General features: G+C 35.4%; 22 protein-coding genes and 1 other annotated feature. Of the genes, 15 read left to right on the plus strand and 7 right to left on the minus strand.

Annotated features, from left to right (window positions below; genetic code table 11):
* Positions 1-35 precede the first annotated feature (35 nt).
* A complete protein-coding gene (gene lepA / locus G7Y65_RS03530) occupies positions 36-1,817 on the minus strand; it encodes a translation elongation factor 4 (protein WP_150189797.1) in 1,782 nt (593 codons plus the stop codon).
* 255 nt (positions 1,818-2,072) lie between these two features.
* Between lepA and G7Y65_RS03535 the strand changes: the two genes are divergently transcribed.
* The 3 genes from G7Y65_RS03535 (at position 2,073) to G7Y65_RS03545 (ending at position 5,793) form a co-directional block, all read left to right on the plus strand.
* Positions 2,073-2,342, plus strand: a complete 270-nt coding sequence (locus G7Y65_RS03535; RefSeq protein ID WP_042493942.1) for a hypothetical protein — start codon at positions 2,073-2,075, stop codon at positions 2,340-2,342.
* Positions 2,343-2,527: 185 nt separating this feature from the next.
* Positions 2,528-4,744 (plus strand): alpha-galactosidase, encoded by a 2,217-nt coding sequence (locus tag G7Y65_RS03540; protein WP_150189796.1) that lies wholly within the window; start codon positions 2,528-2,530, stop codon positions 4,742-4,744.
* A gap of 104 nt (positions 4,745-4,848) precedes the next feature.
* Positions 4,849-5,793 carry a Dyp-type peroxidase gene (locus G7Y65_RS03545; protein ID WP_042493946.1) on the plus strand — a complete coding sequence of 315 codons (945 nt, stop codon included), beginning with the start codon at positions 4,849-4,851 and terminating at the stop codon, positions 5,791-5,793.
* An 80-nt stretch (positions 5,794-5,873) separates the two neighbouring features.
* On the opposite strand, the gene G7Y65_RS03550 is transcribed toward G7Y65_RS03545, so the two are convergent.
* Entirely contained in the window at positions 5,874-6,524 is a 651-nt protein-coding gene (locus G7Y65_RS03550) for a hypothetical protein (protein WP_052348442.1), read from the minus strand.
* A 164-nt stretch (positions 6,525-6,688) separates the two neighbouring features.
* Between G7Y65_RS03550 and G7Y65_RS03555 the strand changes: the two genes are divergently transcribed.
* The 7 genes from G7Y65_RS03555 to G7Y65_RS03585 all read left to right on the plus strand — a co-directional run bounded on the left by G7Y65_RS03555 (position 6,689) and on the right by G7Y65_RS03585 (position 15,414).
* Positions 6,689-7,768: a YdcF family protein gene (locus G7Y65_RS03555; protein WP_150189795.1), complete on the plus strand. Its 1,080-nt coding sequence runs from the start codon at positions 6,689-6,691 to the stop codon at positions 7,766-7,768.
* A 137-nt stretch (positions 7,769-7,905) separates the two neighbouring features.
* Positions 7,906-8,871 (plus strand): D-2-hydroxyacid dehydrogenase, encoded by a 966-nt coding sequence (locus tag G7Y65_RS03560; RefSeq protein WP_042493948.1) that lies wholly within the window; start codon positions 7,906-7,908, stop codon positions 8,869-8,871.
* Positions 8,872-9,047: 176 nt separating this feature from the next.
* Complete coding sequence (gene dld, locus G7Y65_RS03565) at positions 9,048-10,730, plus strand: D-lactate dehydrogenase (RefSeq protein WP_137600547.1); 1,683 nt, start codon at positions 9,048-9,050, stop codon at positions 10,728-10,730.
* Positions 10,731-10,922: 192 nt separating this feature from the next.
* A complete protein-coding gene (locus G7Y65_RS03570) occupies positions 10,923-11,297 on the plus strand; it encodes an MORN repeat-containing protein (protein WP_042493952.1) in 375 nt (124 codons plus the stop codon).
* Positions 11,287-13,137: an acyltransferase family protein gene (locus G7Y65_RS03575; RefSeq protein ID WP_165314627.1), complete on the plus strand. Its 1,851-nt coding sequence runs from the start codon at positions 11,287-11,289 to the stop codon at positions 13,135-13,137. Before G7Y65_RS03570 ends, G7Y65_RS03575 begins: the two co-directional genes overlap by 11 nt.
* 16 nt (positions 13,138-13,153) lie before the next feature.
* A complete protein-coding gene (locus tag G7Y65_RS03580; RefSeq protein ID WP_165314628.1) occupies positions 13,154-13,999 on the plus strand; it encodes a metallophosphoesterase family protein in 846 nt (281 codons plus the stop codon).
* A gap of 80 nt (positions 14,000-14,079) precedes the next feature.
* Positions 14,080-15,414 carry a threonine/serine exporter family protein gene (locus tag G7Y65_RS03585; protein ID WP_165314630.1) on the plus strand — a complete coding sequence of 445 codons (1,335 nt, stop codon included), beginning with the start codon at positions 14,080-14,082 and terminating at the stop codon, positions 15,412-15,414.
* Positions 15,415-15,494: 80 nt separating this feature from the next.
* On the opposite strand, the gene G7Y65_RS03590 is transcribed toward G7Y65_RS03585, so the two are convergent.
* The gene (locus tag G7Y65_RS03590) at positions 15,495-16,271 is read right to left on the minus strand and encodes a 2-keto-4-pentenoate hydratase (protein WP_137600542.1); all 777 of its coding nucleotides are present in this window, start codon (positions 16,269-16,271) and stop codon (positions 15,495-15,497) included.
* 177 nt (positions 16,272-16,448) lie between these two features.
* Positions 16,449-18,395, minus strand: coding sequence for an alpha/beta hydrolase (locus tag G7Y65_RS03595; protein ID WP_165314631.1), 1,947 nt, complete (start codon positions 18,393-18,395; stop codon positions 16,449-16,451).
* 230 nt (positions 18,396-18,625) lie between these two features.
* On the opposite strand from G7Y65_RS03595, the gene G7Y65_RS03600 reads away from it, so the two are divergent.
* The 3 genes from G7Y65_RS03600 (at position 18,626) to G7Y65_RS03610 (ending at position 22,432) form a co-directional block, all read left to right on the plus strand.
* A complete protein-coding gene (locus G7Y65_RS03600) occupies positions 18,626-19,294 on the plus strand; it encodes a 2,3-bisphosphoglycerate-dependent phosphoglycerate mutase (protein ID WP_137600540.1) in 669 nt (222 codons plus the stop codon).
* Between the two features lie 96 nt (positions 19,295-19,390).
* Positions 19,391-19,643 (plus strand) — a binding site (T-box leader).
* Positions 19,644-19,712: 69 nt separating this feature from the next.
* Positions 19,713-20,540, plus strand: a complete 828-nt coding sequence (locus tag G7Y65_RS03605; protein WP_137600539.1) for a MetQ/NlpA family ABC transporter substrate-binding protein — start codon at positions 19,713-19,715, stop codon at positions 20,538-20,540.
* 161 nt (positions 20,541-20,701) lie between these two features.
* A complete protein-coding gene (locus G7Y65_RS03610; RefSeq protein ID WP_141926742.1) occupies positions 20,702-22,432 on the plus strand; it encodes an ABC transporter permease/substrate binding protein in 1,731 nt (576 codons plus the stop codon).
* Positions 22,433-22,523: 91 nt separating this feature from the next.
* Here G7Y65_RS03610 and G7Y65_RS03615 read toward each other — a convergent pair whose 3' ends face one another.
* Positions 22,524-22,937 (minus strand): Hsp20/alpha crystallin family protein, encoded by a 414-nt coding sequence (locus G7Y65_RS03615; RefSeq protein ID WP_141926743.1) that lies wholly within the window; start codon positions 22,935-22,937, stop codon positions 22,524-22,526.
* 215 nt (positions 22,938-23,152) lie between these two features.
* Between G7Y65_RS03615 and G7Y65_RS03620 the strand changes: the two genes are divergently transcribed.
* Positions 23,153-23,785, plus strand: coding sequence for an HAD-IIB family hydrolase (locus tag G7Y65_RS03620; protein ID WP_141926744.1), 633 nt, complete (start codon positions 23,153-23,155; stop codon positions 23,783-23,785).
* A 98-nt stretch (positions 23,786-23,883) separates the two neighbouring features.
* Here G7Y65_RS03620 and G7Y65_RS03625 read toward each other — a convergent pair whose 3' ends face one another.
* Positions 23,884-24,657, minus strand: coding sequence for a DUF975 family protein (locus G7Y65_RS03625; RefSeq protein WP_240006076.1), 774 nt, complete (start codon positions 24,655-24,657; stop codon positions 23,884-23,886).
* Positions 24,593-24,745, minus strand: a complete 153-nt coding sequence (locus G7Y65_RS09295; protein ID WP_240006077.1) for a hypothetical protein — start codon at positions 24,743-24,745, stop codon at positions 24,593-24,595. Before G7Y65_RS09295 ends, G7Y65_RS03625 begins: the two co-directional genes overlap by 65 nt.
* 242 nt (positions 24,746-24,987) lie before the next feature.
* Here G7Y65_RS09295 and G7Y65_RS03630 point away from each other — a divergent pair, with 242 nt between their 5' ends.
* Positions 24,988-25,719 (plus strand): hypothetical protein, encoded by a 732-nt coding sequence (locus tag G7Y65_RS03630; RefSeq protein ID WP_165314634.1) that lies wholly within the window; start codon positions 24,988-24,990, stop codon positions 25,717-25,719.
* Positions 25,720-25,816 lie beyond the last annotated feature (97 nt).

Here is a 25,816-nt window from a genome sequence, read left to right on the forward strand (position 1 = left end):
AACAAATACTTTTCCTAGCGTGTTTTTGTGTATATTTAATTGCTATTCATTTCTAAAATGGCGTCAAACACTGACTGAGGTAATTCAATATCACTCTTTTTAAGACCTTGACGGCGCATTTGTTGCTGCTTTTTAGAGACCTTGGTACCAGATGCTTGTGCCTTACGTAATGGTGGTACATCAGCACGGGCAACGGCACGACCTTCGATAATTGCTTGTACGGGCATAGCTTGTAATTTACGTGGAATCAAGTCCTTTAGTTTATCCACTAATTCAATTCCCATACGCGTTGCCTTTAAACGATGCGTGACAAATGTCAATGCATCAATCTTGGCATAATCAATAGCAATATCAATTCGTACTAAATCGGAGAATTGGTATTGATCAAAAGTTGTTGAAAGGGTTGCAAAACCATGTGAAACAGATTTAAGTTCATTAAAGAAGTCATAGGCAATTTCAGAAATGGGCATGCGATAAGTAACTAACAACATAGCACCAATTGTTTCTAAATCAACTAATTCACCACGTCGGCTTTCCGCTAGCCGCATCACGTCGTTCAACATTTCATTTGGCATGGTCATTTTAGCTAACATGTAAGGTTCTTGAACTTCAATAATTTGTCCGTAATCAGGGAATTGTATTGGATTTTCAACGTAGACAGGTTCATCTTGGTTTTTAACTGTTACACGGTAGGTAGAATTAGGCATAGTTGTTAAAACATCTAATCCAAATTCTTGTTGTAGACGTTCGCGAATGATTTGTAAGTGAAAAATACCTAAAAAGCCACCACGAAAGCCCATGCCTAATGCTTCAGATTGCTCAGGTTCATATTGAAAAGCCGCATCATTTAGAGCTAATTTCTCAATGCCGACCTTTAAATCTTTAAATTCACTACCACGAGGATACAAACCAGCATAAACCATTGGTTCAACATCTTGATAACCAGGTAAAGCTTCAGTTACTGGGTGCTTAGCCAATGTAATAGTATCACCAACTTTAACAGCCTCTGGATTTTTAATACCAGTGACAATGAAACCAACATCGCCAGCTTTAAGTTCTTTAATAGGTGTCATTAATGGCGCAAAAACACCCATTTCTTTAATTCCGGACTTAACTTGATTTGCCATGAATAATATTTGATCGTTATTTTTTAATGTGCCATCAACTAACCGGGCTTGGACGATAACACCTTTGTAAGGATCAAATTTTGAATCAAATACTAATGCCTGTAGATTTGCTTGTGCATCACCAGTTGGTGCAGGGATTTGATCACGAATTGCCGTTAAAACTTCTGAAACGTTTAAACCACTTTTAGCTGATATTTTTAAAATACGATCAGGTGTAAATGCTTCATCTAAATCACCTAATTGTGTGATGGTATTTTCAACTTCAGCTGCAGCTGTATCAATTTTATTAACAATTGGAATCATTACTAGATTAGCTTCTTTTGCCAAACGATAATTGGCAACAGTTTGGGCTTGCACACCCTTGGTTGCATCAACTAATAGTAATACACCATCGGTTGCTGATAAACTACGTGAAACTTCATAATTAAAGTCAACGTGACCAGGAGTATCAATTAAATTATATTGATATTCATCCCCATGCTCGTCTACGTAATAATTACGAACCGTACGAGATTTAACGGTAACCCCGTGTGCTTTTTCAACACTTAAATCATCAAGTAATTGATCTTGTGCTTCGCGTTTGGAAATTGTATTAGTCATCTCCATAATACGGTCAGCAAGGGTTGATTTACCATGATCGATGTGAGCGACAATTGCAAAATTGCGAATATATTTTTGACGTGTAGACATTTTAACTCCTTAAATGTGTTGTGTTCATATTATACCATTTTCATTAAATGGCATTGATTTCTAATTTTATTTTGGGCAATATCCGAATAATAAATTGACCTATCTGCTTAAAAACATTGTTGCTTATTAAAAAACGAATAAAAAAATATAGATAACAATAAAAGTTTGCTTTATTTTAACTAACAAAAATGTTAATATGTGTTTATAGGAGTTGTTGTTGATATTTTTAGCCTACTGATGGGGAGGAAAAGAACAATGGATTTCGCAACTGGTGAAATGGGACCAAGTCGTTTGCATTATAGTTTTGAAAAATCTAATGTTGCTAACGTTATTGTTGAGGGGACACAAACAAATAGACAACCACAAGTTAATGATAAGTTGATTGCGCACTTTCATGACTTGTGTGAACGCCATCCAACATGGACATTTGGCCAAATTGCTAGTGGTTTACACATAGATGCTGCAACGTTACGTCAAATTGAAGTTGTGACAAATAGTCGGTTGCGCTCAGCTAAAGTACGTTAAACATCATTTTTATAAATTGCACTTTATTTGAAGATTGCTAATTTGTCTAAACAATCAGTTTAGCTAGTTAGCAATCTTTTTTGATGCTTTCATTAAAAATGAAAAGTCTTTTACACTATTTAAGTAAGCGGTTACAATATAATAAAGCAATAATAATATTAAAATGACATATTTTGGAGGCAAACATGGCAAAAGCAGATATCATATTTGATCAAGCGCAACAAATATTCCACCTAAGAAATGAAAAAATTTCATACATTATGGGCATTTCAGAGGGTGAGATATTAACACATTTATATTTTGGTCGACGTATATCAGGTTATCATGGTACCCGAGACTATCTGCGCTATGAGCGAGGATTGTCACCTAATTTAGCAGGGACACCAGGACAAGTTGATCGTCACTATTCAAAAGATGTGTTACCACAAGAGTTTGCGGGTAACCAAACAGGTGATTTTAGAAGTCCGGCTATTATTATTAAGGCCGCTGATGGCGCATTAGCAACTGATTTTCGTTATGATTCATGGAAAGTTTTTGCTGGTAAACCAGAATTGGTTGGTTTACCACAAGCATACGTTAAGGATACTAATGAGGCGCAAACGCTAGCAATTACATTAAAAGATAAGACGTTGCAAGCAAGTGTTATTCTTTACTACACCATTTACGCTGAAAGAGCAGTTATTACCCGCTCAACACAAGTTATTAATAATAGTGAAAATATTTTTTATATTGAAAAAGTAGCATCCTTGCAATTAGATATGCCTAAAAGGGATATGGATGTGATTTCATTTCCAGGCTCACAATTTCATGAACGGCAAATTGAACGTCAAAAACTGCGACAAGGTATTACAGAATTTGGCAGTCGTCGGGGTGCTAGTTCGCACCACATGAATCCTTTTGTAATTGCAGTTGATGCGACTACCTCTGAACAAAGTGGCGAAGCATATGGTATTCAATTAGTTTATTCGGGAAACCATCAATTTACATTTGAAAAGGACTATATTGATCAAATTCGTTTAGTATCTGGTATTAATGAAGATGGCTTTAGTTGGCAATTAAAGCCAAATGATCATTTTCAATCACCAGAAGCCATTTTAGTTTATTCTGATGCAGGTCTAAATGGCATGTCACAAACGTATCATCATTTATTACGGGAGCGTGTGGCACGCGGTCAATACCAATATCAAGATCGGCCAATTGTTATTAATAATTGGGAAGCAACTTATTTTGATTTTAATGCTCAAAAAATTGAAGGTATTTTAGATGAGGCAGCGCCATTAGGTATTGAAATGTTTGTCCTTGATGATGGCTGGTTTGGTCAACGTGATGATGATGAGCGTTCACTAGGTGACTGGTATGAGTATACGAGTAAGTTAGCTGACGGTGGTGGTTTACGAGGATTGTCAGAAAAAGTGCATGCCAAAAATATGAAATTTGGACTTTGGTTTGAACCAGAAATGATTTCAAAAAATTCTGATTTATATCAGCAACATCCGGATTATGCGTTACAAATACCTAATCGACCAATGTCTTTGTCAAGAGATCAATACGTATTAGATTTTTCACGACCAGAAGTTGTAGAGAATATTTATCAACAAATGACAGCAATTCTGGATCGTGTACCGATTGACTACATTAAATGGGATATGAATCGCCATATGACAGAAGTACATTCGGCCATATTGTCAGCCGATCAGCAAGGCGAAGTTTCTCATCGTTATATATTAGGCGTTTATAATTTAGTCGAACGTTTGACGACACGTTATCCCGAAATTTTGATGGAAGGATGTTCAAGCGGTGGTGGGCGTTTTGATGCAGGTATGTTATATTATTTCCCACAGACGTGGACATCCGATAGTACTGATGCCGCTGAACGCATCAAAATTCAATATGGCACAACTTTTGGGTACCCAGTATCGAACATGACAGCACATGTTGCAGCGGTACCTAATCCACAGACACAACGGCATATTTCACTAAAAACGCGTGGGGATGTCGCTAGTTCTGGGGTCTTTGGTTATGAGTTAAATGTTCAAGAACTTACGCAGGGCGAGAAAGATTTAGTTAAAGAACAGATAGCCTTTTATAAAAAGCATCGCCACCTAATTCAATTTGGTGATTTTTATCGTCTAAAGAATCCGTTTACTAGTAATGAAGCTGCCTGGGAATTTGTCAGTCCTGATGGTAGTGATGTATTAGTTTATCATTTTAGAATGCTTGCTTCAGGTCAGCAACCGTTTACCATTACAAAATTGGTCAACCTAATACCAGATGGTGTTTATGTTGACCAAGCAACGGGTGAACGATTTACTGGTGATGAATTAATGTATGTTGGCCGGTATGATGATCCAACACAAGCGGGTGATTATGTCTCGCAAGTTCGCAGCTACTATTTAGACTAGCTAACAAAAATCTTTAAATGCTCAAAAAAATACCACCTTTTCTGGTGTAAATGACGTATACTTAATATGTATTGAATAGTATTTTTTTGGGAGGAACGATTAAAATGCTTAATGCAAAATTAGCACAAGATGTTTGGAAAGATCCTGGTAATAACGTTTCATTTATTGTATTGCAGTTAAATCAGCAAGATTTGGTGGATGAGCAGGAACATATCGCTACATTTTCCGATATGTCTCAAGCCATTATTCGATCAATGCGGATTCGTAATCCACAATCTGATTTGCAGGTTGCAATAGGTTTTAGCAATCATGCATGGGAATACTTATTTCCAAACGCTAATAAACCACATGAATTGGAAACGTATAAAACATTAACAGGACCTGAGTACAGTATGCCTGCTAGTGATGGGGATATCTTCTTACATGTTAGAGCTAATGATGAAGGCGTTGTGTACGAAATTGTCCGACAATTTATGAAACTGTTGAGTCCGGTAACAACGGTTATCGATGAAACAAAAGGTTTCCGTTATTTAGAGGGACGTGCCATTATTGGCTTTATTGATGGGACAGAGGCACCGGCCTTAGAAGATGCTGCTGAATATGCCATTATTGGGGATGAAGATTCAGAATTTGCTAATGGTTCATATGCTTTTGCTCAAAAGTGGCAACATGATATGGCTTTTTGGGAAAAATTAACCATTGAGATGCAAGAAAAAGCTGTCGGTCGTCATAAATATGATGATATGGAATTAGATGACGATGACAAGATGGTAAATGCTCATAATGTTGCTTCAAAAATTGAAATAGATGGGGATGAGAAAAAAATTATACGGATGAATGTTCCATTTTCAGACCCAGCTATGGATTATACGGGCACATATTTTATTGGCTATGCACGTCATTTTGAGGTTACTAAATTAATGTTGCAGCAGATGTTAGATCAATCTGATTTTTTGCTGACATTCTCGACTATTTTAAGTGGCCAATTATTTTTTATTCCATCACGAGATACGTTAGCTGATATTGCTGATGGCAAATTTTTTGAATAATTAATGTGATAAAAAATACCACTTTGAACAACGGTTCAGTTAACCGTATTTGTTCAAAGTGGTATTTTAATTAATGATGTTTAACGTAACTTGTCTTGTTTTTTATTTAAGGCAGTATTATATTCTGAAAAATCAACTGAAACGCTACCATTAGCGCCTCCGTTTGTATTATGCCAAACAGCATTTGTTTGCACCTTACCATCAATGTTAGCCAATGTTAAGACAGCAGGATGCCCATATTGTTTTGTAAGACTAGCTAATGAGTCACCATCGTGTTCGTTAGTTTCAGAATTTTCTAAGCGAATAGCATTATATGTGGTCATCGTCCATTTTTTAGCAAGATTAATTGTTTTACTATCTAATAATGTCTTAGATGTCAGACGGGCAGTTGCAGTATTTTTTTCTTGGCTCATAAAAGTAAGCGTGACACCAGTGTAATCACCAGCAATGTTTCGCCACGAAACAACCGTTAAAATATGGTCGCCAGATTTGGATTTATTTTTTTTATTAGGACGACCGTATTTTGCAACAACTTGTTCATAGGTTGCACCATCCTTGCCGGCCTTGTTAAAATCGCCAATTTTTAAGTCGTCAAAAGACTTTTTGGTCCACTTGTTTGAACTGATATGTGTTTGTGACGATGTCGATGTGTTTTGAAAATGGACTGATACAGTTACAATTAAAATAATTGCAATGATACCAAGTAGAATAGTTGTGATTTTCTTTTTCATAATAGTTTATCTTTCTATGTTATTTTAATAATACTTATTAAGTATATCATTAAAGTGAAGCGTGGTACTTTGCCAGATTAAACATTTAATGATGTGGTTATTAGTTGCAAGGTTAGGTATAATTTGGATATGTTTAATTATTATTAAGGAAGGGTGTTGGAAATATGTCTACTGCAAATAATACAAGTTATTGGTTGTTGTATATATTGGCTATTTTAACAATCATTTGTGCTGGCTTATTGATTATTAGTCTTCGGCAAAATAAATTTCGATTATTAAATGGGATATTAGCTAATTTTTCAGTTATCTTTGGTGGGATAACATTGATAGTTACAGTTGAATTACTTAATATTTATTGGCTATCGACTGTGTTCTACATCATACTAATCATTATATTAGTGCCAATGGCTATTATTTATTCATTATTAGGTGTGTTGTTACTTTGGAATGCCTTTACGGTGTGGCGACGCGAGAGTCATACGTTAGGAAATATGTTGACACTGGTAATTGGTCTATTAATTGTTGTTGTCTTACCAATTATGCAATTAATTGATAACCGGTTTTTTAGCCATCAAACAGTTGGCTTATACGTTACGTTGATTAACCCTGTTATTTTCTACTTAGGATTTTGGTTTTTGGCATTTATTACCTCGTTTATTATAACGCGGTTATATCGACCAAAATATAATAAAGATTATGTTATTGTCTTAGGGGCAGGATTGTTAAATGGTAAGGATGTGTCGCCACTTTTGGCTTCACGTATCCAAGTTGCTTTAGATTTTGCACAAAAGCAATTTGATAAAACAAAAAGATATCCTTGGCTGGTTTTCTCTGGTGGTCAAGGTGGAGATGAGGTACTTGCTGAAGGTGAAGCAATGGCCACATATGCCAAAGCACATGGTGCTAAATTGAATCGGATTCTAATTGAAAATCAATCCAAAACGACATATGAAAACATGCTGTTTTCTAAGGGAATACTGACAAAACAAAATATCGACTTGACTAAGGGCCTATTTGCAACAAGTGATTATCATACATTTCGTGCAGCCGGTTATGCGCGGTTGGTGGGCTTAAACATTGATGGATTAGGTGCCAAAACAAGTCGTTTCTTTATTCCAAATGCCTTTATTAGGGAGTATATTGCATTGCTGGCCAATCATAAGGTATTCCATGCAATCTGTTTGACACTAATTTTGTTAGTATCAATTATTAGTTTTGTGGTCGGTAATGGTATCTTTTTATAAAATTAATATTTAACAACAGTTTTATCAATAATAAAACTGTTGTTTTTTTATATTATAGTAAGTATTGTACCTTGAGTTAAGCGCATACATGTTATAATTAATAATGATTATTAAGAGCAAAGTATGGGGGATAAAAGATGAAAATTGTTGTTTTAGATGGATTAGCATTAAATCCAGGTGATATTGATTGGCATGTATTAGATCATTTAGGTGAAGTCGTTGTCTACGATAAAACACCATATGATGATCATGATGAAATTATTAATCGTTTAGCGGGTGCAGAAGTAGTCTTAGTTAACAAAGTACCCATGACCAAAGACGTCATGGATGCTGCACCTGATTTAAAAGTGATTGCTGAAAGTGCTACAGGTTATGATAATGTGGATGTGGCTTATGCTAAAGAAAAAGGCATTGCAGTTATGAACGTACCAACTTATGGGACGGACGCCGTTGCACAATTTACATTTGCCTTGATTTTGGCAGTGACAAGTCGCGTTAAACAACATGATGATCTTGTACATGCGGGTGCGTGGCAGCAAGCCGGCCGCTTTTCATTTTGGGATTCACCATTAATTGAATTAAAGGATAAGACACTTGGTTTGGTTGGCTTTGGAAAAATTGCTCAAGCGGTCGCAAAAATTGCTTTAGCATTTAACATGAAGGTTATTTTTTATAATCACCGACCAAAAGAAGTTTTTGATGATGCGATTGAACAAGTAGACTTAGAAACATTATATGCTCAAGCGGATTTTATTAGCTTGCACATTCCTTATACAGTAGAAATGTCTGAATTTATTAATACAGATGTCTTGCACAAAATGAAAAATACGGCTGTTTTGATTAACACAGCCCGTGGTAAGTTAATTAATGAAGCAGACCTAACAGCAGCTCTAAATGATGGTCAAATTGCTTATGCTGCTTTGGATGTTGCATCGCAAGAACCAATTAATAATGATAATCCATTGTTGACGGCAAAAAATTGTTATCTGACACCACATATTGCATGGGCGCCACAAGAAACACGTGAACGTTTGTTAAATATTGTTGTTGATAATATCGAAAGTTATTTAGCTGGAAAGCCAGTTAATGTTGTGAATGGTTAATAATGATAAAATTCACAATTGTTAAATGTGATAGTGACAAATAATTTTGTTTTTACTTGACCAAGTATTGTGAAAAATAGTACAATTAAGGTTTTGTGATAAAAAGTTTATGTTCATTTTCTTAAGAAAAGTGGTATATTAGAAGTATATTGTACATTAGGAGGTAGGTTAAGTTTATGTCGACAATTAAAGATTTAACGGCAATTGTGGGAAGTCACCATATTGTGACGTCAGCCGCCAAGTCATTGCGATATCGTAAAGGATACCGTTCAGGAAAAGGGGATGCATTAGCAGTAGTTATGCCGGGCACTCTTTTAGAAATGTGGCAGGTTTTGAAGGTGTTACATCGTGATAATATTATTATTTTGATGCAAGCTTCAAATACTAGTTTGACTGAAGGTTCAACACCATCAGATGGTTATGATCGTGATGTTGTTATTGTTAAGGGAAGTCGTATCAAGGATTTGCAATTGATCAATCAAGGTAAGCAAATTTTGGCGTTCCCAGGAACAACTTTGAATAAGTTAGAGCAAACTTTGAAGCCTTTGAACCGTGAGCCACATTCAGTTATTGGATCATCAAATCTTGGCGCTTCAGTTATTGGTGGAATTAACAACAATTCTGGTGGCGCTTTGATTCAACGTGGGCCAGCTTATACTGAATTAGCATTATATGCTCGTATTGATGAAAATAATGAATTGCATTTGGTAAATCACTTGGGTATTGATCTTGGTGATACACCAGAAGAAATTTTGGACAATTTAGCTAACCGGCGGTTTGACGTTAATAATGTGCCAAATTCAGAAGAGCGTGTTGGTCATAACCGTGATTATGAAAAACGTGTGCGTGATGTCGATTCAGATATGCCAACACGTTATAACGCTGATCCAAAGGGCCTGTATGAAGCATCAGGAGCTGCTGGAAAAGTTGCTACCTTCGCCGTTCGTCTAGATACTTACGTTTCAGAAGGTGAATCACAAGTATTCTACATTGGAACGAATTCACCAGCTGTATTGGAAAAAATGCGTCGTCACATTTTGTCTGAATTTAAGAATTTGCCTGTTTCAGGGGAGTATATGCACAAAGAAGCATATGAATTAGCTAAACTTTATGGTAAAGATTCTTTGATGGTTTTGGATAAGGTGGGCACTGAGTACCTACCAACAATGTTTGGTTGGAAGGCTACGGCAGAACGTATGTTAAGTCATTTGCCAACGTTTAAGCCATATTTCCCAGACCGTTTCTTGCAACGCGCAGGTAATATTTTCCCTAACCAATTGCCAAAGCGGATGGAAGACTATGCAAATCGTTTCCAACACTACTTGCAATTGAAGATGTCTGGTGATGGAATTGCTGAAGCTCGTGCTTACTTGACTGAATTCTTCAAAGAAGAAGAAGGTGAGTTCTTTGAGGCTAATGCTGATGAGACAAACAAGGCTTCATTGCACCGTTATGTCACGGCATCTGTTCCTATTCGTTACCAAGAATTGCACCAGGATAAGATTGATATCTTACCAATTGATGTGGCACTACGTCGTAACGATGATGATTGGTTTGAAACATTACCAAAGGAAATCGATGACAAGATTGAATATAAGTTATACTACGGACACTTCTTGGATCACGTTATGCATCAAGACTATATTTTGAAGCCTGGTGTTGACGCACATGAGTTGAAGCAAGAAATGCTAAAGTTGTTTGATAAGCGTGGGGCAATTTACCCAGCTGAGCACAACGTTGGTCACTTGTATAAAGCTGCACCAGCATTGGTTGAGCATTATAAGAAGAATGATCCTACTAATAGTTTCAACCCAGGAATTGGTAAGACTTCTAAGCGTAAGTGGTGGGAAGAGTACTAATTAATTAACATATGATAAGTTGAAACATTAAAACGAAATAGTATTTAAAGGCCGCCAAATTTTTTATGAATTTGGCGGCCTTTCGTATATTGTTTAGGTAATATTAAGACCATGGTGTGAATAAGTACAAGAATGCGTCGATATGGTAACATTAGGTTAATTTAGTTTATTATTAATTTGAGGAGTTAGAGTATGAAAATTAAAAATATACTCCAGAGCTTAGTTGTAATCATTTTAATTATCGCAGCAATCTATAGCTTACTACCAGAACAACATCAGGCACAACAACAACTTACCTTAGATAATGGCAAGATTGCGTATCATGGCGATGTTTTTAAGGAAAAATTTAATGGTTTGGGCACGATTAAATTTAAAAATAAGGATTATTATCGCGGACATTTTATTGATGGTAAATTTGATGGACAAGGAAAATTTATTTCTCATGAAAATTGGCAATATCAAGGGCAATTTCAGAATAATTTACCAAATGGTAAGGGGACGCTGTCAATCGATAAACAGAAATATCAGGTTACCTTTAAGAAGGGAGAATTAATCCATGCGCATTAAATGGTTTAGTTTTATCAGAATTGCAGGTCTGTTGTCGGTATTGACTTACCATTTTTTTCAAAATAGTTATCCTGGTGGCTTTATTGGCGTTGATATTTTCTTTACTTTTTCAGGATTTCTAATTACTGCTTTAATGATTGATGAGTTTGCAAAAACGCGTCAATTTAAGTTAGTTAAATTTTATCAGCGCCGGTTTAATCGGATTGTACCACCACTATTATTAGCAATCTTAGTCGTATTACCATTTACATATTTAGTGAGTCCCGATTATGTTACGGGGATTGGTAAACAAATTGCTGCAGCAATGGGTTTTACTACCAATTATTTTGAAATCGCAACCGGTGGTAGCTATGAAAGTAAATTTATTCCACATTTATTTGTGCATACTTGGTCATTGGCAGTTGAAGTTCATTTTTACATTCTATGGGGACTAATTATTGCTGGATTAGTGCAATGGATGCATAAATCTAATAGTAATCAAAAAGAAATGGTTGTTTCTTTTCGGTCAATGATTGCGTTCACCTCATTAGTTTTTGCTGCTGTGAGCGTCATATTGATGGGATTGCGCAGCTTTAATCTAACAGACTATTCAGCAGTTTATTTTTCTAGTTTGACACACTGTTTTCCATTCTTTATTGGTGCGCTAACGGCTTCGTTCACGGGAATTACAATGGTACCGAAACGTTTTCAGCAGACATTGAATCAGGCTAGATTAATGCCAACCGTCATTAGCTTAGTTTTGGCTTTTGTATTCTTAGCTATGTTGGGATTTGTGATGCATTTTGATAGCCAAAAAACTTACTTAGGCGGTATTTTAATTGCTAGTCTGGTAACAGCTTTTGCCATCGTTAAAGCAAGAACTTTACATAACTTAACACCTAATATGATTGAACCTAAATGGGCAACTTTTATTGCTGATATTAGTTATAGTATGTATTTGTATCATTGGCCATTATTTGTCATTTTTTCACAACGTATGAATACAATTAGCGCAGTGATAATGACAATTGTCATTGGTGTCCCTTTTTCAGCCTTGTCATACTATATTATTGAGCCACTTTTGGCTGGTAAACAACCACGAGATATCAAGAAGACAACATTATTAAAACCAATTAAGTTAGGACTTGCTGCAGGTGGCCTATTGCTATTAATTATTGCAGCTACTGTTATTAAAACTGCACCTGGCTTAACGCAGTTAGACCAAAAATTATGGATTAGTAGTTTATATCAAGCCAGGGATAACATGACAACTAGTAAGACAGTTATTCAGGCAGATGTTAAGCAACAGCAAGCAGCCAAAGATAAACATAAGCAGGCGGTAACAATTCCAAAAGGTGTTTCGATTATTGGAGATAGTGTGACCGCTGGTACGCGTGAGTATTTGCAGCAGAATGTTGCTGATAGTACGGTTGATGCAGCTGGTGAACGTACGATGCAGTTGGCTTATGATGTGATGATGCGAGCGCAAGCAAATCATTTATTACGTGAAAATGTTGTTCTCAGCATTGGGACAAATGCATTGCCAGGTAGTAATGAACAATTGGAGAAATTAATTAATGATTTGAAACCAGGTCACCGACTTATTTTGGTAACACCATATGATGGGCGCGCTGATGCAACGTGGAATTCGTTTAAGTTAGCTCAATTTGAACGAACGTTACCAAAAAAGTATAATTTTATCACGATTGCTGATTGGCAAAAAATGGCACAAAAGCATCCGGAGGTCTTTGCAGGTACGGATGGGGTTCATTTTGCTGGTCGTCATGAGGGTGATGTTATTTATGCACAGACGGTTAATGAAGGTTTAAAGCAAGGAGCAAAAACACCTGTAAAAAAGTAGAAAGGATAGTTATATAATGAAAAAAAGGATTGCAATTTTGTCAGATATTCATGGTAATTTAACAGCCTTAAATGCTGTTGCTGATGATATGAAAAACCAAGAAATTAGTGACTGCTGGTTTTTAGGTGATCTGGTAATGCCCGGACCAGCAACGAATTTGTTATTTGATAAACTTGAACAATTAAATACTTCAGTATATCTTCGTGGTAATTGGGATGATTGTTTTCTAAATGTTAAAGATCATATTGTTGGTAACCATTTAGATGATCCATCTGATGTGTATATTGGCATGCTTGGTCACTATGTGGCAAAACAGATAAAACAAGAAAATGAACGGATATTGCGCTCGTTGCCAATCCATATGATCAAAAATGTTAATGGCTTATCAATTAATTTATCACATAATCTAAATGATTTGAATTCTGGACCGGCTTTATTAGCAGAAGCTGATACGGATCATTTTGATGCCTTATTTTTAGATAAGCAGATTGATATTGCCGTTTATGGACATGTTCATCATCAAATGTTACGTTATAGCAATCATGATCAACTCATTATTAATCCAGGTTCTGTGGGACAACCTTTTTTTAAACAGGCGCGTTTGAATCAGGATCGTCGTGCACAATATGCTATTTTAGAAATTGATAATCAGGGTTTAGCAAAGGTTACTTTTCAAAAAGTTGCTTATGATTTAAACGAAGAATTAACACGAGCTAAGCAGGCAGGCATACCCTATACTAATCTATATCGAGAAATTTTGTTTGATGGTGTTGCACATACACATGATGATGAGTTATTAGCAAAAGTAAATAAAAAATTTGATTATGTGAATCAATTACAGCGATTAATGACACAATCGTAAGAGTTTCTGTAAAAGAATAGGAATTAAATATCTATGATAAAATAAATCATATAATAAGAATAATTGAAGAAGGGTTTAAAATGGCAGAATATAACGATGGTTTGTTGACAAATCATATGCAAATTCCATGGGGAGAGTTGGCAGATAAAAGATCCCATTTATTAGCAATTAATGCTTCTTTGCGTGAAAAGACAATGATTGTTGGGCGGACTGGACTAATCATGCTTTCATGTGGGACTGGTGCTTGGCGTGTTCGAGCTACCATGAATGCCATTTCACGAGTCTTAAATATTTATTGTTCAGCAGATATTGGATTAACGACCATTTCATATACTTGTTTTGATGCTGAAAACAGTTACACAGAATCGTTATCTTTAAAAGCAACGGGTGTTAATACTGATAAGTTAACAGATATGGAACATTTTGTTCAGATGTTTGAAGATGAAGGTGCGTTATTAGAGGTTAAAACAATTCATCAGCAGTTAGATGAAATTAATGGTAAACGAGGTAATTATACGCCCCTCTTACTAGGGCTTGCTGCTGCATTAGCTTGCTGTTCTTTCGTCTTTTTGTTAGGTGGTGGCCCCATTGAAATGCTCTGTACTTTCTTTGGTGCAGGGCTTGGTAATTATACTCGGGCTAAAATGAATGGTAAACAATTGACATTATTTGCTGGTTTGGCAACAGGGGTTGCAGTTGCTTGTTTAACTTACCTTGTAGTGTCTCGTAGTTTGGAAGTTTTATTTAATATTAATGTTGCTCACGAAGCTGGTTATATTGGTGCAATGCTTTTTGCTATCCCCGGTTTTCCATTTATTACAAGTGGTTTGGATATAGCGAAATCTGATATGCGTTCAGGTATTGAACGTTTGATTCATGCATTATCAATCATTATTATTGCAACACTAGTTGGTTGGTTGGTTGCGCTAGTTAGTGACTTAAAGCCTGACAGCTTTTTACCAGTGGGTTTGTCACCGCTATTCATAGGCTTATTGCGGGTTCCTGCTAGTTTTTGTGGGGTTTTTGGCTTTTCCATTATGTTTAATAGTCCTGTTAAAATGGCAACAACGGCAGGATTAATCGGCGCAATTGCCAATACATTGCGCTTGGAACTAGTTGATTTAACCTCATTGCCAGCACCAGCAGCAGCGTTTATTGGGACGTTGACAGCTGGTATTTTAGCATCGTTGTTCCATAGACGAATGGGCTACCCACGTATTTCATTAACAGTACCAGCAATTGTGATTATGGTGCCAGGATTGTACATGTACAGAGCAATGTACTATCTTGGTATTGGTCAGATTGCAACAGGTGGTCAATGGTTTATCGCTGCAATGATGATTGTATTATTCTTACCATTAGGCTTAATTGTTGCACGAATACTGATGGATTCTGATTGGCGACATGCAAGATAACCTAATAAAAAAAATACCATTAGCAATAAAAAATCATCAATTTGACCATTTTTTTGGCTAGATTGATGATTTTTTATGTATTATTCTATGTTCAACACAACATCACTTAAATGATGACTGAAAGATGCTTGCCAGGTACCAGTGGTTAAATGTTCTGGTAAGAGGAAAGTACCACTTGAAATATGCTGACCAGCGATTAATTGTCGGTTTTGACTCGCTAATTTTGCGACTAACCACTGCAAAGACAATAATGGATTACCTAAAACTTCAGTAGCATTACCCGTTTTAATTTCTTTACCATTGTGATATAAAACGGTAGCAACTGCTGCTAATTCATCAGGTGTTTTAAAATAGTCCATCGTTTCCACCTGTTGACCATACACGATAAATCCACCCACTGCTGCATCAGCAATAACCAGGTATTTTGAAAGGCTAGGGAACCAATTCAAAAAGCGTGAGTCAGGTACTTCAATGGCTGGTGCAATTAATGTTTTGTTCATTAAGTCGGTTAGGGAGTCTTCAGGAAACAAGTCTTCTTTGGCAGTAAACATTAATTCAACTTCAGCTAAGGGATCAAGTACTTGATTAGTAGATAACGTTGTTGGAGCTTGTTTGAAATGGCTCACAACCTGAGCACCATAAAGTGGCGTGGTTGAATCAAACATATTTTGTGTTTCTTTGCTTGTTAGAGAAACTTTATAGCCACCAATTTCTTCTGCTTTTAAAGCCATTAAAGCGTGTTGAACATCATATGCATCTGACTCGTTATCTAATTGCGTAACATAATCGCTTTGTGACAAGGCTTGTCGTTTCGTATCAGCATTATATAGCATTTGCGCAAATTCTTGATTATTCATAATTGGCACCTCTTTTTAATAAATTCTAGCAATTTAGTTAAAAAACAATGAATTAAAAGCTCATCCATTTTTAATCATTATAACACTATCAAATAGCAGACTTATGATTTATTTTCACTAAATTTGTGGCATTATAATAAGCACAAAACAGCTTGTTCTGTGCTTATTGAGTAGCTATTAATGATGCCATAAATAATTGTTTAATTCATGGCTAACGGTTGGATTATCCGTGTGCAAACGACTATGCTGACCAGTATTACCATTAACAACAAATTCTTGATATGATTTAGCATTATTTGAAACTAAGTATCGTAAGGATTTAACAGATTGTATGGTGACCAGACCGTCTGATTGGCTACCATCTTTTAAATTACCGTAGATATTTAATACGCGTGTATTAGTTGGAAAATCATTTTTATATTTCAATAATGCTTGATACTCATCGTGGATAATTTTAGGACGCCCATCTTCTTGAAGTTGATTCTGATGTGATTGATCAGTCCAGAGTTTAGCTAATCTACCACTTGTTGGTTGGTTACGGTGCCCTTTATTTAAAATACCATTATAAGGACCGGCAAGAAGTGCCATCTTATTGACTTGTGGTAGCTGTAGGTTAGCTCCCCAATGCATCCCATAATAAACCCAAGCATAAGCACCCATTGAATGACCAACGGCATTAAATTCAGTAATATTATATTTTTGTTGTAAGTATTTTACAATACGATATAGTCCTTGTGCATAACGAACCTCACCAACTTGATTATTATCAAATTGGACTAAAATAATGGGGTTATTTTTTTGACCAGTTAAGTGACCTTGTATTTGAAGTTGATTATGATGATCAACATGAATAATCATTTCTTCAGTCGCAATTTGTTGTTCAGTTGCTGTTTTCACTAATCCCTGTTCAGAACGAATACTACTTGCCCAACCATGCATATAGATAGTTGGGGTGCTTGATATTGTGTAATGCTTAACAATTTGATTTGTTTGATGATAAAGGTAAACCACGCCTGCTAAACTAATTAACATTAAACTAGCTACTATTGGCATACCTATCTTTAGATATTGTTGTTGGTGAATACTTAGATATTGTTGCAACTTCATATAATTGGGGGTGCCTTTAATCTTTTGTAAAATTAGGGCTAATAAAATTGGGGCAGCTAATCCAATAATGATTCTAAAATACCAATTATTTGTAAAAACCATTAAAGTTGTTATATCAAAAGCAGCACGATGATAGAACATGATAGTATCAGTATGCTTACCAATAAATATTAAGGGAGCAAATTCTCCTAGATGTTCAAGTCCTTCACAGATAATAAAAACAAGTAAACATAAGATTGGTGGAATAATGAGTGCTTGGAAACCACTTTGAATATTAGAAGATTTCAACCAGAGCACAAAATTAAGTTTATCTTGCGCATATAGGTAGATAAGGCCAATAAAAAAGAGACTTGCAACAATGGCATAGGTGATTTTATAAGACCACTTTATTTTTGGAAAGACTTTGAAGAGGTAATGTCCCAATAACATCCAAAAGACAGCTAACAATGATATTTGAGCATTCCACGGGAAATCAGTATGCCCAAAGAATGTGATATCTTGAAAAGCTATACCTAACATAAATAAACCACCCGCAATTAAAAATTGCCACCAAATTGATTTAATTGCTGATAACAAGATGGTTGTCATAAAAATGGCTAGCATATAGGTTGTCATATACCAAAAGACACTCAAATAATTATTTAAAGTACTACCACCATAGATTAGACGTCCAAAATAAGCGAATGTGTAATCCCAAGATTGTTGTCTAAAAAAGTGGCTCAGAATAATTAAGATTGAACCATTTAACAGATAAGCAATTAATAAGGGCTTGATTTTGTGACCTAATAAATAGCGCCAACCTTTAATATTAAAATTTATTTTCTTAAGAAAAAACCCACCAATCATAAAAAATAGTGGCATATGCCACCAATAAATGGCATTATAGGCAATGTCAAGACCTTGGCCTGCAACATCGTTGATTGCATGACCTGCAACAACGGCAATAATGCCGAAACACTTGGCATAGTCAGCCCAAAGAATTCTAGTATTTTTTGTTTGTTTAACTGTTGATACCATAAAAGGTTTTAGAGTCTCCTTTAATTTTTTATTACTTAACAGTAAGTCATCTAACTAAAATAACGCATTTTTCAAAAAAATTCTTAAATTAACAAGGATATTGGGAGAATTTTATAAAAAATAATATATTTTATGTGAAGATACCGAATATTATATATTTGAGTCACGAATGTTTGTTATTGTAGGGTATATAAATATGGGGATGGTTAAAGATAGATGGAGGAGTGCTAATGGTTAAATTAATTTTAATGCGTCATGGGGAAAGTACTGCTAATATGCAAAATACTTTTACGGGGTGGACAGATGCACCTTTAACACATAAGGGACAAAGGCAGGCCTATGAAGCCGGACTAACATTAAAGCAAACGGCTATTCAAATTGATGATGTTCATACATCAATGTTAAAGCGCACGATTATGACAGCCTTGATTGTTTGTGATGTTTTAAATATCAACTGGGTACCAATTTTTAAAACATGGCGGTTAAACGAACGTCATTATGGTGCATTAGCTGGTTTAGATAAAGATGCGGCGCGACAACAATATGGCCGTAAACAAGTTGAACGTTGGCGTCGAGGATTTATGGATGTACCACCAACTTTAATCAAACAAGAACATCAACAGGCTTATGATCGAATTGGAGTTGCAATACCATTAGCAGAGAGTCTTGCGATGACGCAACAACGCCTATTACCATATTGGCATACTAGCATAGCACCTAAACTTCAACTTGGACGTAATGAGTTTATTGTTGCACATGGTAGTAGTCTTCGGGTATTAATTAAATATTTAGAACATGTACCTGATGATGAACTTGAACAAATTAAGATTCCAAATGGTAAGCCCATTATTTATACGCTAGATGAACAACTACGAGTAGTAGATAAGCAAATACTATAATAAATTGTGTTTTATTGCATGGTTGTTGGTTACTTGTGATTAAATAAGTTTTTTCTAATAAACTTATTGACTTTTCATTTAACGGCAAATATAATATAAACAACGATGACGAGGTAAGTAATCAATCTTTAATTGTTCAGAGAATTGCGGTTTGGTGGAATGCAATCAATGGGGATGGTGAAAATGGCCTTAGAGTGAGTGAAATAGCGAGTTTATGTAAATAAGTTATTTCCGGGTGCGCCCGTTATTGCGCTAGAGTATTACCGTATTTTTGCGCGTACTTAATTGAGTGTTCAGGTAATTATTGAACAGAACTCGGGTGGTAACACGATAATTAATCGTCCCGTTGTATGACATGTATAGTGTCATACAACGGGATTTTTTTAGCAATTTAATAATAATTAGAGGAGAAATCGTTATGAAAAATGGGATTAAATTTGGGGTAGTATCAGCAATTGCACTATTGGTTACTTCAGCAGGGTTGCCAGTTGTAACGGCTAATGCTGCTACAACTAAAACTGTTACAGTCGGGGTTGTTGGTGATACGTCACGTGAATTATGGGAGCGCATTGGTAAACGGACGCAAAAGGAGCATGGCATTAAAATTAAGTTGAAGGAATTCAACGATTATGTTAAGCCAAATCAAGCATTGGCAGACGGTAGTTTAGATTTAAACGCCTTTCAAACAAAAATATTTTTTGATGATCAGAATAAAAAATTAGGCAATAAATTAAAGTCAATTGGTAAAACAGTTGTTGTGCCAATGCGGATGTATTCACTAAAGGTAGATAAAGTCGATGATATTAAACAAGGTGCTAGCATTGTTGTGCCAAACGATGCAACTAACGAAGCACGTGCATTAGATGTTTTAGTACAAGCTAAATTAATTAAATATAACAAGAAGGTAACTGATCCAACCGTTAAGGATATTACTTCAAATCCCAAAAAATTAGACATTAAAGAAGTGGATGCTGGTCAAGCAGTTTCAGCATTGCAGACGGCAGACGCTGGTGTTATTAATGGAAATTTTGCTCATGATGCTAATTTAAAGGATAAAGATATTTTAGTTGAACAAAATCTGAAGAAGAACATTGCGCCATACATTAACTTAATTGCGGCACCAAAAGATAAAGCTAATAAAAAAGTATATAAGCAAATTGTGAAAGCTTACCAAACAAAAGAAACTAAAGCAGATATCAAAGAATTATTTGATAATTCACAATATGCAGCTTGGAATCTAAAATAACGTTTTAAGTCTTGTGTTTTAAGTGCACAAGACTTTTTTATACGCTTGGCTAGATCATTAGCGTTTGACTTAACTGACAACTTTATGTTTATAATGGGGTTGTCAGTTTAAAAATTATAAATATTATATGATAATCAAACAAGTTAAGGAGGAGATATAAAATGTTTGTTTTAGCAAATTTATTCACCAAAATCCCCCTGGACTCATGGGTTGATAGTGGTGTCAATTGGTTAACTAATCATTTGAGTGGTTTTTTTGATGTTATTCAAAATAGTGGTAATGCCGTTATGAATAACATGACAGATATATTAACGGCAATTCCAATTTGGCTATTTATTGTTGGGATGACATTGATTGTGAGCGTCTTGTCGCATAAAAAATGGGGTTTTCCTTTGTTTACATTAATTGGACTATTAATTATTGCAAACCAAGGTTTATGGTCTGATTTGATGAATACGTTCACGTTGGTTATTATGGCCAGCCTATTATCAGTGATAATTGGGGTCCCATTGGGAATTTGGATGTCTAAGAATGAGACAGTTAATAAAATTATTCAACCAATTTTGGACTTTATGCAGACAATGCCGGCCTTTGTGTACTTGATACCAGCAGTAGCGTTCTTTGGTATTGGTGTTGTACCTGGTGTATTTGCTTCAGTTATCTTTGCGTTGCCACCAACAGTTCGTATGGCATGTTTAGGTATTAAGCAAGTGCCAACCGATTTAGTAGAAGCAGCTGAATCGTTTGGGTCAACAGGTTGGCAAAAGTTGTTTAAACTGGAATTACCACTAGCAAAGGGCACTATTTTTTCTGGTATTAATCAAACGCTGATGCTTGCGTTATCAATGGTTGTGGTAGCTTCAATGATTGGAGCACCTGGTCTTGGACGTGGTATTCTATCAGCCGTGCAAGGTGCAGATGTTGGTAAGGGATTTATTAATGGTATTTCATTAGTCGTCTTAGCTATCATTATGGATCGATTAACACAAAAAATTAATCAAACGTCTAAACCAAAAGTAGCAACACCTAAACATCATTGGAAACTTTGGACCATATTAGCAACACTTATTGTTATGGTGGGAACTGGTTTTGTGACGACATTTACGTCAGCTAGTTCGCAAAAGGAAACGGTCAAGATTGCGTATACGCAATGGGATTCTGAAGTTGCTTCAAGTAATGTTTTGGCACAAGCGTTACGCCAACATGGTTATGATGTTGAGATGACGTCATTAGATAATGCGATTGTATGGCAGTCGGTTGCGAATGGCGAATCAGATGTCTCTGTTTCGGCTTGGTTACCAACCACCCATGCAGCACAATACAAAAAGTATAAAGACCAATTAGATATGTTAGGACCTAATTTAAAGGGTGCTACAAATGGTTTGACTGTACCAACGTATATGACTAATGTTAATAGTATCGAAGATTTGCAAGACCAAGCAGGTAAGCAAATTACGGGTATTGAACCTGGAGCTGGTATTTCAAAGCTGGCAAAGGATACTATTAAAGCATATGGTTTAGATAAAAAAGGATGGCAACTTTCTGAATCATCAACTGGTGCAATGACAGTTGCTTTGGGAAAGGCAATTAAAGCTAAACAAGAAATTATTGTGACTGGTTGGCAGCCACATTGGATGTTCCAAAAATATGATTTGAAATATTTAAAGGATCCTAAGAAAACGATGGGTAGTGAAGAAGCAATTAATACAATTGCTCGTCAAGGATTGAAGGAAGATAAACCAGATGCCTATAAAGCACTAGATAAATTCCACTGGACTAAGGAAGATATGTCTAGTGTTATGCTTGATATGGATAATGGTATGTCACCTAAAAAAGCTGCTAACAAGTGGATTAAGAATCACCAATCACAAGTAGATAGTTGGTTTAAATAATTAGCATAAAAAAGACCTGGTCGTTACTGAGATAATAGTAGCCACCAGGTCTTTTTGAGCTTTTAAGTTATGCTGAGTTTAAATAATTAAATTAATCAATTGAAATCCGATGATTATTCGACGTTTCAGATTTTGGTAGGGTTACTTGCAAAACACCATCTGATATTTTAGCGTTAATTTTATTGAAATCAACGCCAGGTAAGTAGTAGCTACGTTGAATGTGTCCTTCAGAACGCTCACGAGTTAATATATTACCATTTTCATCCGTATCAGTTTTAGAAGCCTGTTTTGTAGCAGAAATTGTTAACGTATCACCCTGATAGCTTAAATTAATATCATCTTTATTAATTCCAGGAACATCAACTGATACTTTATAATGCTTGTCTGAAGCCACAACATCACTCTTTAACTGTTGAGTAAATGGTGTTAAATGATTAAAATCATTGAAGAAATGGTTCCAATCGTGAAACATACCATTGAATTGATTTGATAACTCATTTGCCATAATAATAACCTCCAAACTAGTTTAATCTTTATAAACGTTAAGGTTAGATAGCTTTAACCTAACCTCTATTTTTATTGTAGTAGCTAAAATTTAAATTTTCAAGGGGTATTTTGAAAAAAGATAAATTTTAGTAAGGCATGTTATAATAGTAGCTGTTGATACTAATTACCTAAGCGATTTAGTTGATAATGTAAAATATAGTGGGGGAAAACTTAATGACAATTAGGCTTGTTGCACTGGATGTAGATGACACATTGTTGAATTCACAGGGTCATATTTTAGCGAGCACAAAGAATGTATTACAAACCATCTTAAATAACGGGGTGAAGGTGGTTTTATGTTCAGGACGGCCACTAAGAGGAATTCAATCATTTTTAGACGAATTAGGTATTGGTGGATCTGATCAATATGCGATTACATATAATGGTAGTGTTATTGAATCATTAGCAGGGGATATTTTGTCGCAAAAAGGGTTATCTAATGAAGAATATCGTCATATTGATGCTTATGCTAATAAACAACATATTCAGTACTATGTCTTAGATCAGGATGGGGAAGTTTATACAAGTAATCATGACGTTAGTCGAATTGCAGTTATTCAGGCTTGGGAAAACGATGCTGGTATTTTAATTAGAAAGCCTGACGAATTAGCAAATGATTTTACAATCGTTAAAGCTGCGTTTGTTGGTGAAAAAACGACCTTAGATCAAGCTGAAGCTGGCGTGCATGCGGTTGCCATGGGAAATGGATCGGCAGCAGCAAAAGAACATGCTAACTATGTGACTAATTCGAATGATGAAGATGGTATTGCTAATGCACTACAAAAGTTGGTCTTTGAAAAAGAATAAATGATATAGAAAAAACGTCAATCTACCATATTTGGTTGTAAAGGGCCCCATAATTGTTAGACATAAAAAGCTAACGATTATGAGGCCCTTTTGCATAGCTAATATGTTGAATGGGGTTGTAGGATAACTGCCTGGATAGGTTCAGGTTTATGAGTTATTTCTGCTGCTTGTACGTCTTTATTTATCAAGTCATAATAACCAGCTAATGTTAAATAGATATAAGGCATAACATAGCAGCTAGCTAATCCTAAAGTGATAACGATTAACAAAAACCACCAAAAGAAACTAAGGTGCATCACAAAAATTTCCCAACGGTGACCTTTTGTTAAGTCACGTGATTTGGCAACTAGTTTGAAGCCTTTCATTGAAGAATTATCTAAACTAATGAAAGGAATGAAAATGTACTTATATTGCTTCATGATGTAAATGATGCCAAATAAGATAAACATAATAAAGCTAATTATGAAGATAACTATAAGGATTGTGGGAATACTTGAATTAATGACAAGTGATAAAAGCATCGCAAGACCAGATGCTTCAATACCTATTTCACCAATTCCTACCAATAATGCCCAGCCAACTAAGAATAGAAATGTCATCCAGATACTTAACCAGATAGTTTTTTGCCATTTTTTAGAAAAATATGTTTTAAACCATGAATCTATTGGTTTCGCAGAAGTGGTTTCATTGCGCATTTGTTTCAATGCTTGATACTCAGCAACATAAATGGTGTAAGCCGTAATAATTGCGAAAATCAGACTAAATAATGCAGCAAAAAGCGATTGCCCGGCGGTCTCTTTTTGCCTTTCAGTCAGATAAGAATAGATGAATATGATATACATGATTATCATCCAGGGAACCATTAAACCAATGTTTCCCCATAAATCTTTGTGCAAAGATTTTTTGGCCTGTTGCTTTATTTTTTTTTCGTACAGCTTTACGATTGTAAGCTTGATTCATAATGATTATCTCCTTAATAATATAAATTTCATTATCTTACTAGGGTAACATAGACAAAGTATGATTGCATTTGACACGGTTTATATTTAAATTTCATACAAAAGACAATTGGTAATAATTGCTTAATGTAGCGGATGGGGACAAGATACTGTATGCTATAACATATTATAAGAATTACTGCGTTAAAAATTTTTAAATAAAAGGATAATATGGCACTTCGCTAAGTCGGTAAGGAGAATCTTATGCAAATTGAAGCTGAAATGACGGTTACGACAGATGTTGTTAAGCTAGTATTTCACAATAAACAGGGTGAACTCTATATTCATCACAATTTTAAATATAATCAAGCGGTGTCAGGGCTTTATCTAAACTTTAAAAACAGAAAGCTTCAGTCTGCTAGTTTACAACCTGCTGATCATGGGACAATCATTCAACTATTGCCACCTAAAAATATTAATCAAAATGAGTTATTAGAAAATATTCAGGAAATAATAAGTAATAAGAAACTTACCCCAGTTGGTGATAATCAAAATCTCATTGGTTATGTAGAAGAAATCATGTTGATTCTGGATCAATTTATGTATCCATTAATTCCTAAAACAAAAACCTTTAAAAAAACGCAACATCGTTGGAAAAAGTCGATAGCTGATGTTGCTTTTATGGTGGATGCATTTGATAGCAAAGCAACTATTTTCTGGCAGAAGCGTAACGAGATGCGTATTGTTAAAGGAGCTACTTTACGCACAAAATATCCGCTAAATAAAGATGGTTCTATTGGGTTAGATGCTCGTATGGGAACACAGTTACGTCAAGAACAAGCAAGTAAAGTCGAAAAATTTACCACGACAGAAGACATTATTTTAAAGAGTGTTAATGAAGTTGGCCTTTTCCTTTATTTTGGTGGTACTAACAGCTGGCTGGTATTAAAAGACGTCACTAATAAGACTATCGATGAGTATGCTATTGTTAAATAATGAATCACAAGTAATTGTGGCACTTTATTATTGATAGGTGAATCAGCCGTGAGAGATTAAAAAGTCTAAGAACTATTGCTTAAATGAGTTCTTAGAC

Origin of the sequence: Weissella sagaensis, assembly GCF_010306265.1 — a bacterium.
Taxonomy (GTDB): domain Bacteria; phylum Bacillota; class Bacilli; order Lactobacillales; family Lactobacillaceae; genus Weissella; species Weissella sagaensis.

Excerpts from the sequence above, each read along its gene's own strand:
- G7Y65_RS03595 (WP_165314631.1), bottom strand. The coding sequence starts at position 18,395 with ATGGTATCAACAGTTAAACAAACAAAAAATACTAGAATTCTTTGGGCT.
- G7Y65_RS03620 (WP_141926744.1), top strand. The coding sequence starts at position 23,153 with ATGACAATTAGGCTTGTTGCACTGGATGTAGATGACACATTGTTGAAT.
- G7Y65_RS09295 (WP_240006077.1), bottom strand. The coding sequence starts at position 24,745 with ATGAATCAAGCTTACAATCGTAAAGCTGTACGAAAAAAAAATAAAGCA.
- G7Y65_RS03615 (WP_141926743.1), bottom strand. The coding sequence starts at position 22,937 with ATGGCAAATGAGTTATCAAATCAATTCAATGGTATGTTTCACGATTGG.
- G7Y65_RS03605 (WP_137600539.1), top strand. The coding sequence starts at position 19,713 with ATGAAAAATGGGATTAAATTTGGGGTAGTATCAGCAATTGCACTATTG.
- G7Y65_RS03570 (WP_042493952.1), top strand. The coding sequence starts at position 10,923 with ATGAAAATTAAAAATATACTCCAGAGCTTAGTTGTAATCATTTTAATT.
- G7Y65_RS03550 (WP_052348442.1), bottom strand. The coding sequence starts at position 6,524 with ATGAAAAAGAAAATCACAACTATTCTACTTGGTATCATTGCAATTATT.
- G7Y65_RS03545 (WP_042493946.1), top strand. The coding sequence starts at position 4,849 with ATGCTTAATGCAAAATTAGCACAAGATGTTTGGAAAGATCCTGGTAAT.
- G7Y65_RS03585 (WP_165314630.1), top strand. The coding sequence starts at position 14,080 with ATGGCAGAATATAACGATGGTTTGTTGACAAATCATATGCAAATTCCA.
- G7Y65_RS03560 (WP_042493948.1), top strand. The coding sequence starts at position 7,906 with ATGAAAATTGTTGTTTTAGATGGATTAGCATTAAATCCAGGTGATATT.
- G7Y65_RS03610 (WP_141926742.1), top strand. The coding sequence starts at position 20,702 with ATGTTTGTTTTAGCAAATTTATTCACCAAAATCCCCCTGGACTCATGG.
- G7Y65_RS03575 (WP_165314627.1), top strand. The coding sequence starts at position 11,287 with ATGCGCATTAAATGGTTTAGTTTTATCAGAATTGCAGGTCTGTTGTCG.
- dld (WP_137600547.1), top strand. The coding sequence starts at position 9,048 with ATGTCGACAATTAAAGATTTAACGGCAATTGTGGGAAGTCACCATATT.
- G7Y65_RS03540 (WP_150189796.1), top strand. The coding sequence starts at position 2,528 with ATGGCAAAAGCAGATATCATATTTGATCAAGCGCAACAAATATTCCAC.
- G7Y65_RS03630 (WP_165314634.1), top strand. The coding sequence starts at position 24,988 with ATGCAAATTGAAGCTGAAATGACGGTTACGACAGATGTTGTTAAGCTA.
- G7Y65_RS03580 (WP_165314628.1), top strand. The coding sequence starts at position 13,154 with ATGAAAAAAAGGATTGCAATTTTGTCAGATATTCATGGTAATTTAACA.
- G7Y65_RS03590 (WP_137600542.1), bottom strand. The coding sequence starts at position 16,271 with ATGAATAATCAAGAATTTGCGCAAATGCTATATAATGCTGATACGAAA.
- G7Y65_RS03555 (WP_150189795.1), top strand. The coding sequence starts at position 6,689 with ATGTCTACTGCAAATAATACAAGTTATTGGTTGTTGTATATATTGGCT.
- G7Y65_RS03600 (WP_137600540.1), top strand. The coding sequence starts at position 18,626 with ATGGTTAAATTAATTTTAATGCGTCATGGGGAAAGTACTGCTAATATG.
- G7Y65_RS03535 (WP_042493942.1), top strand. The coding sequence starts at position 2,073 with ATGGATTTCGCAACTGGTGAAATGGGACCAAGTCGTTTGCATTATAGT.
- lepA (WP_150189797.1), bottom strand. The coding sequence starts at position 1,817 with ATGTCTACACGTCAAAAATATATTCGCAATTTTGCAATTGTCGCTCAC.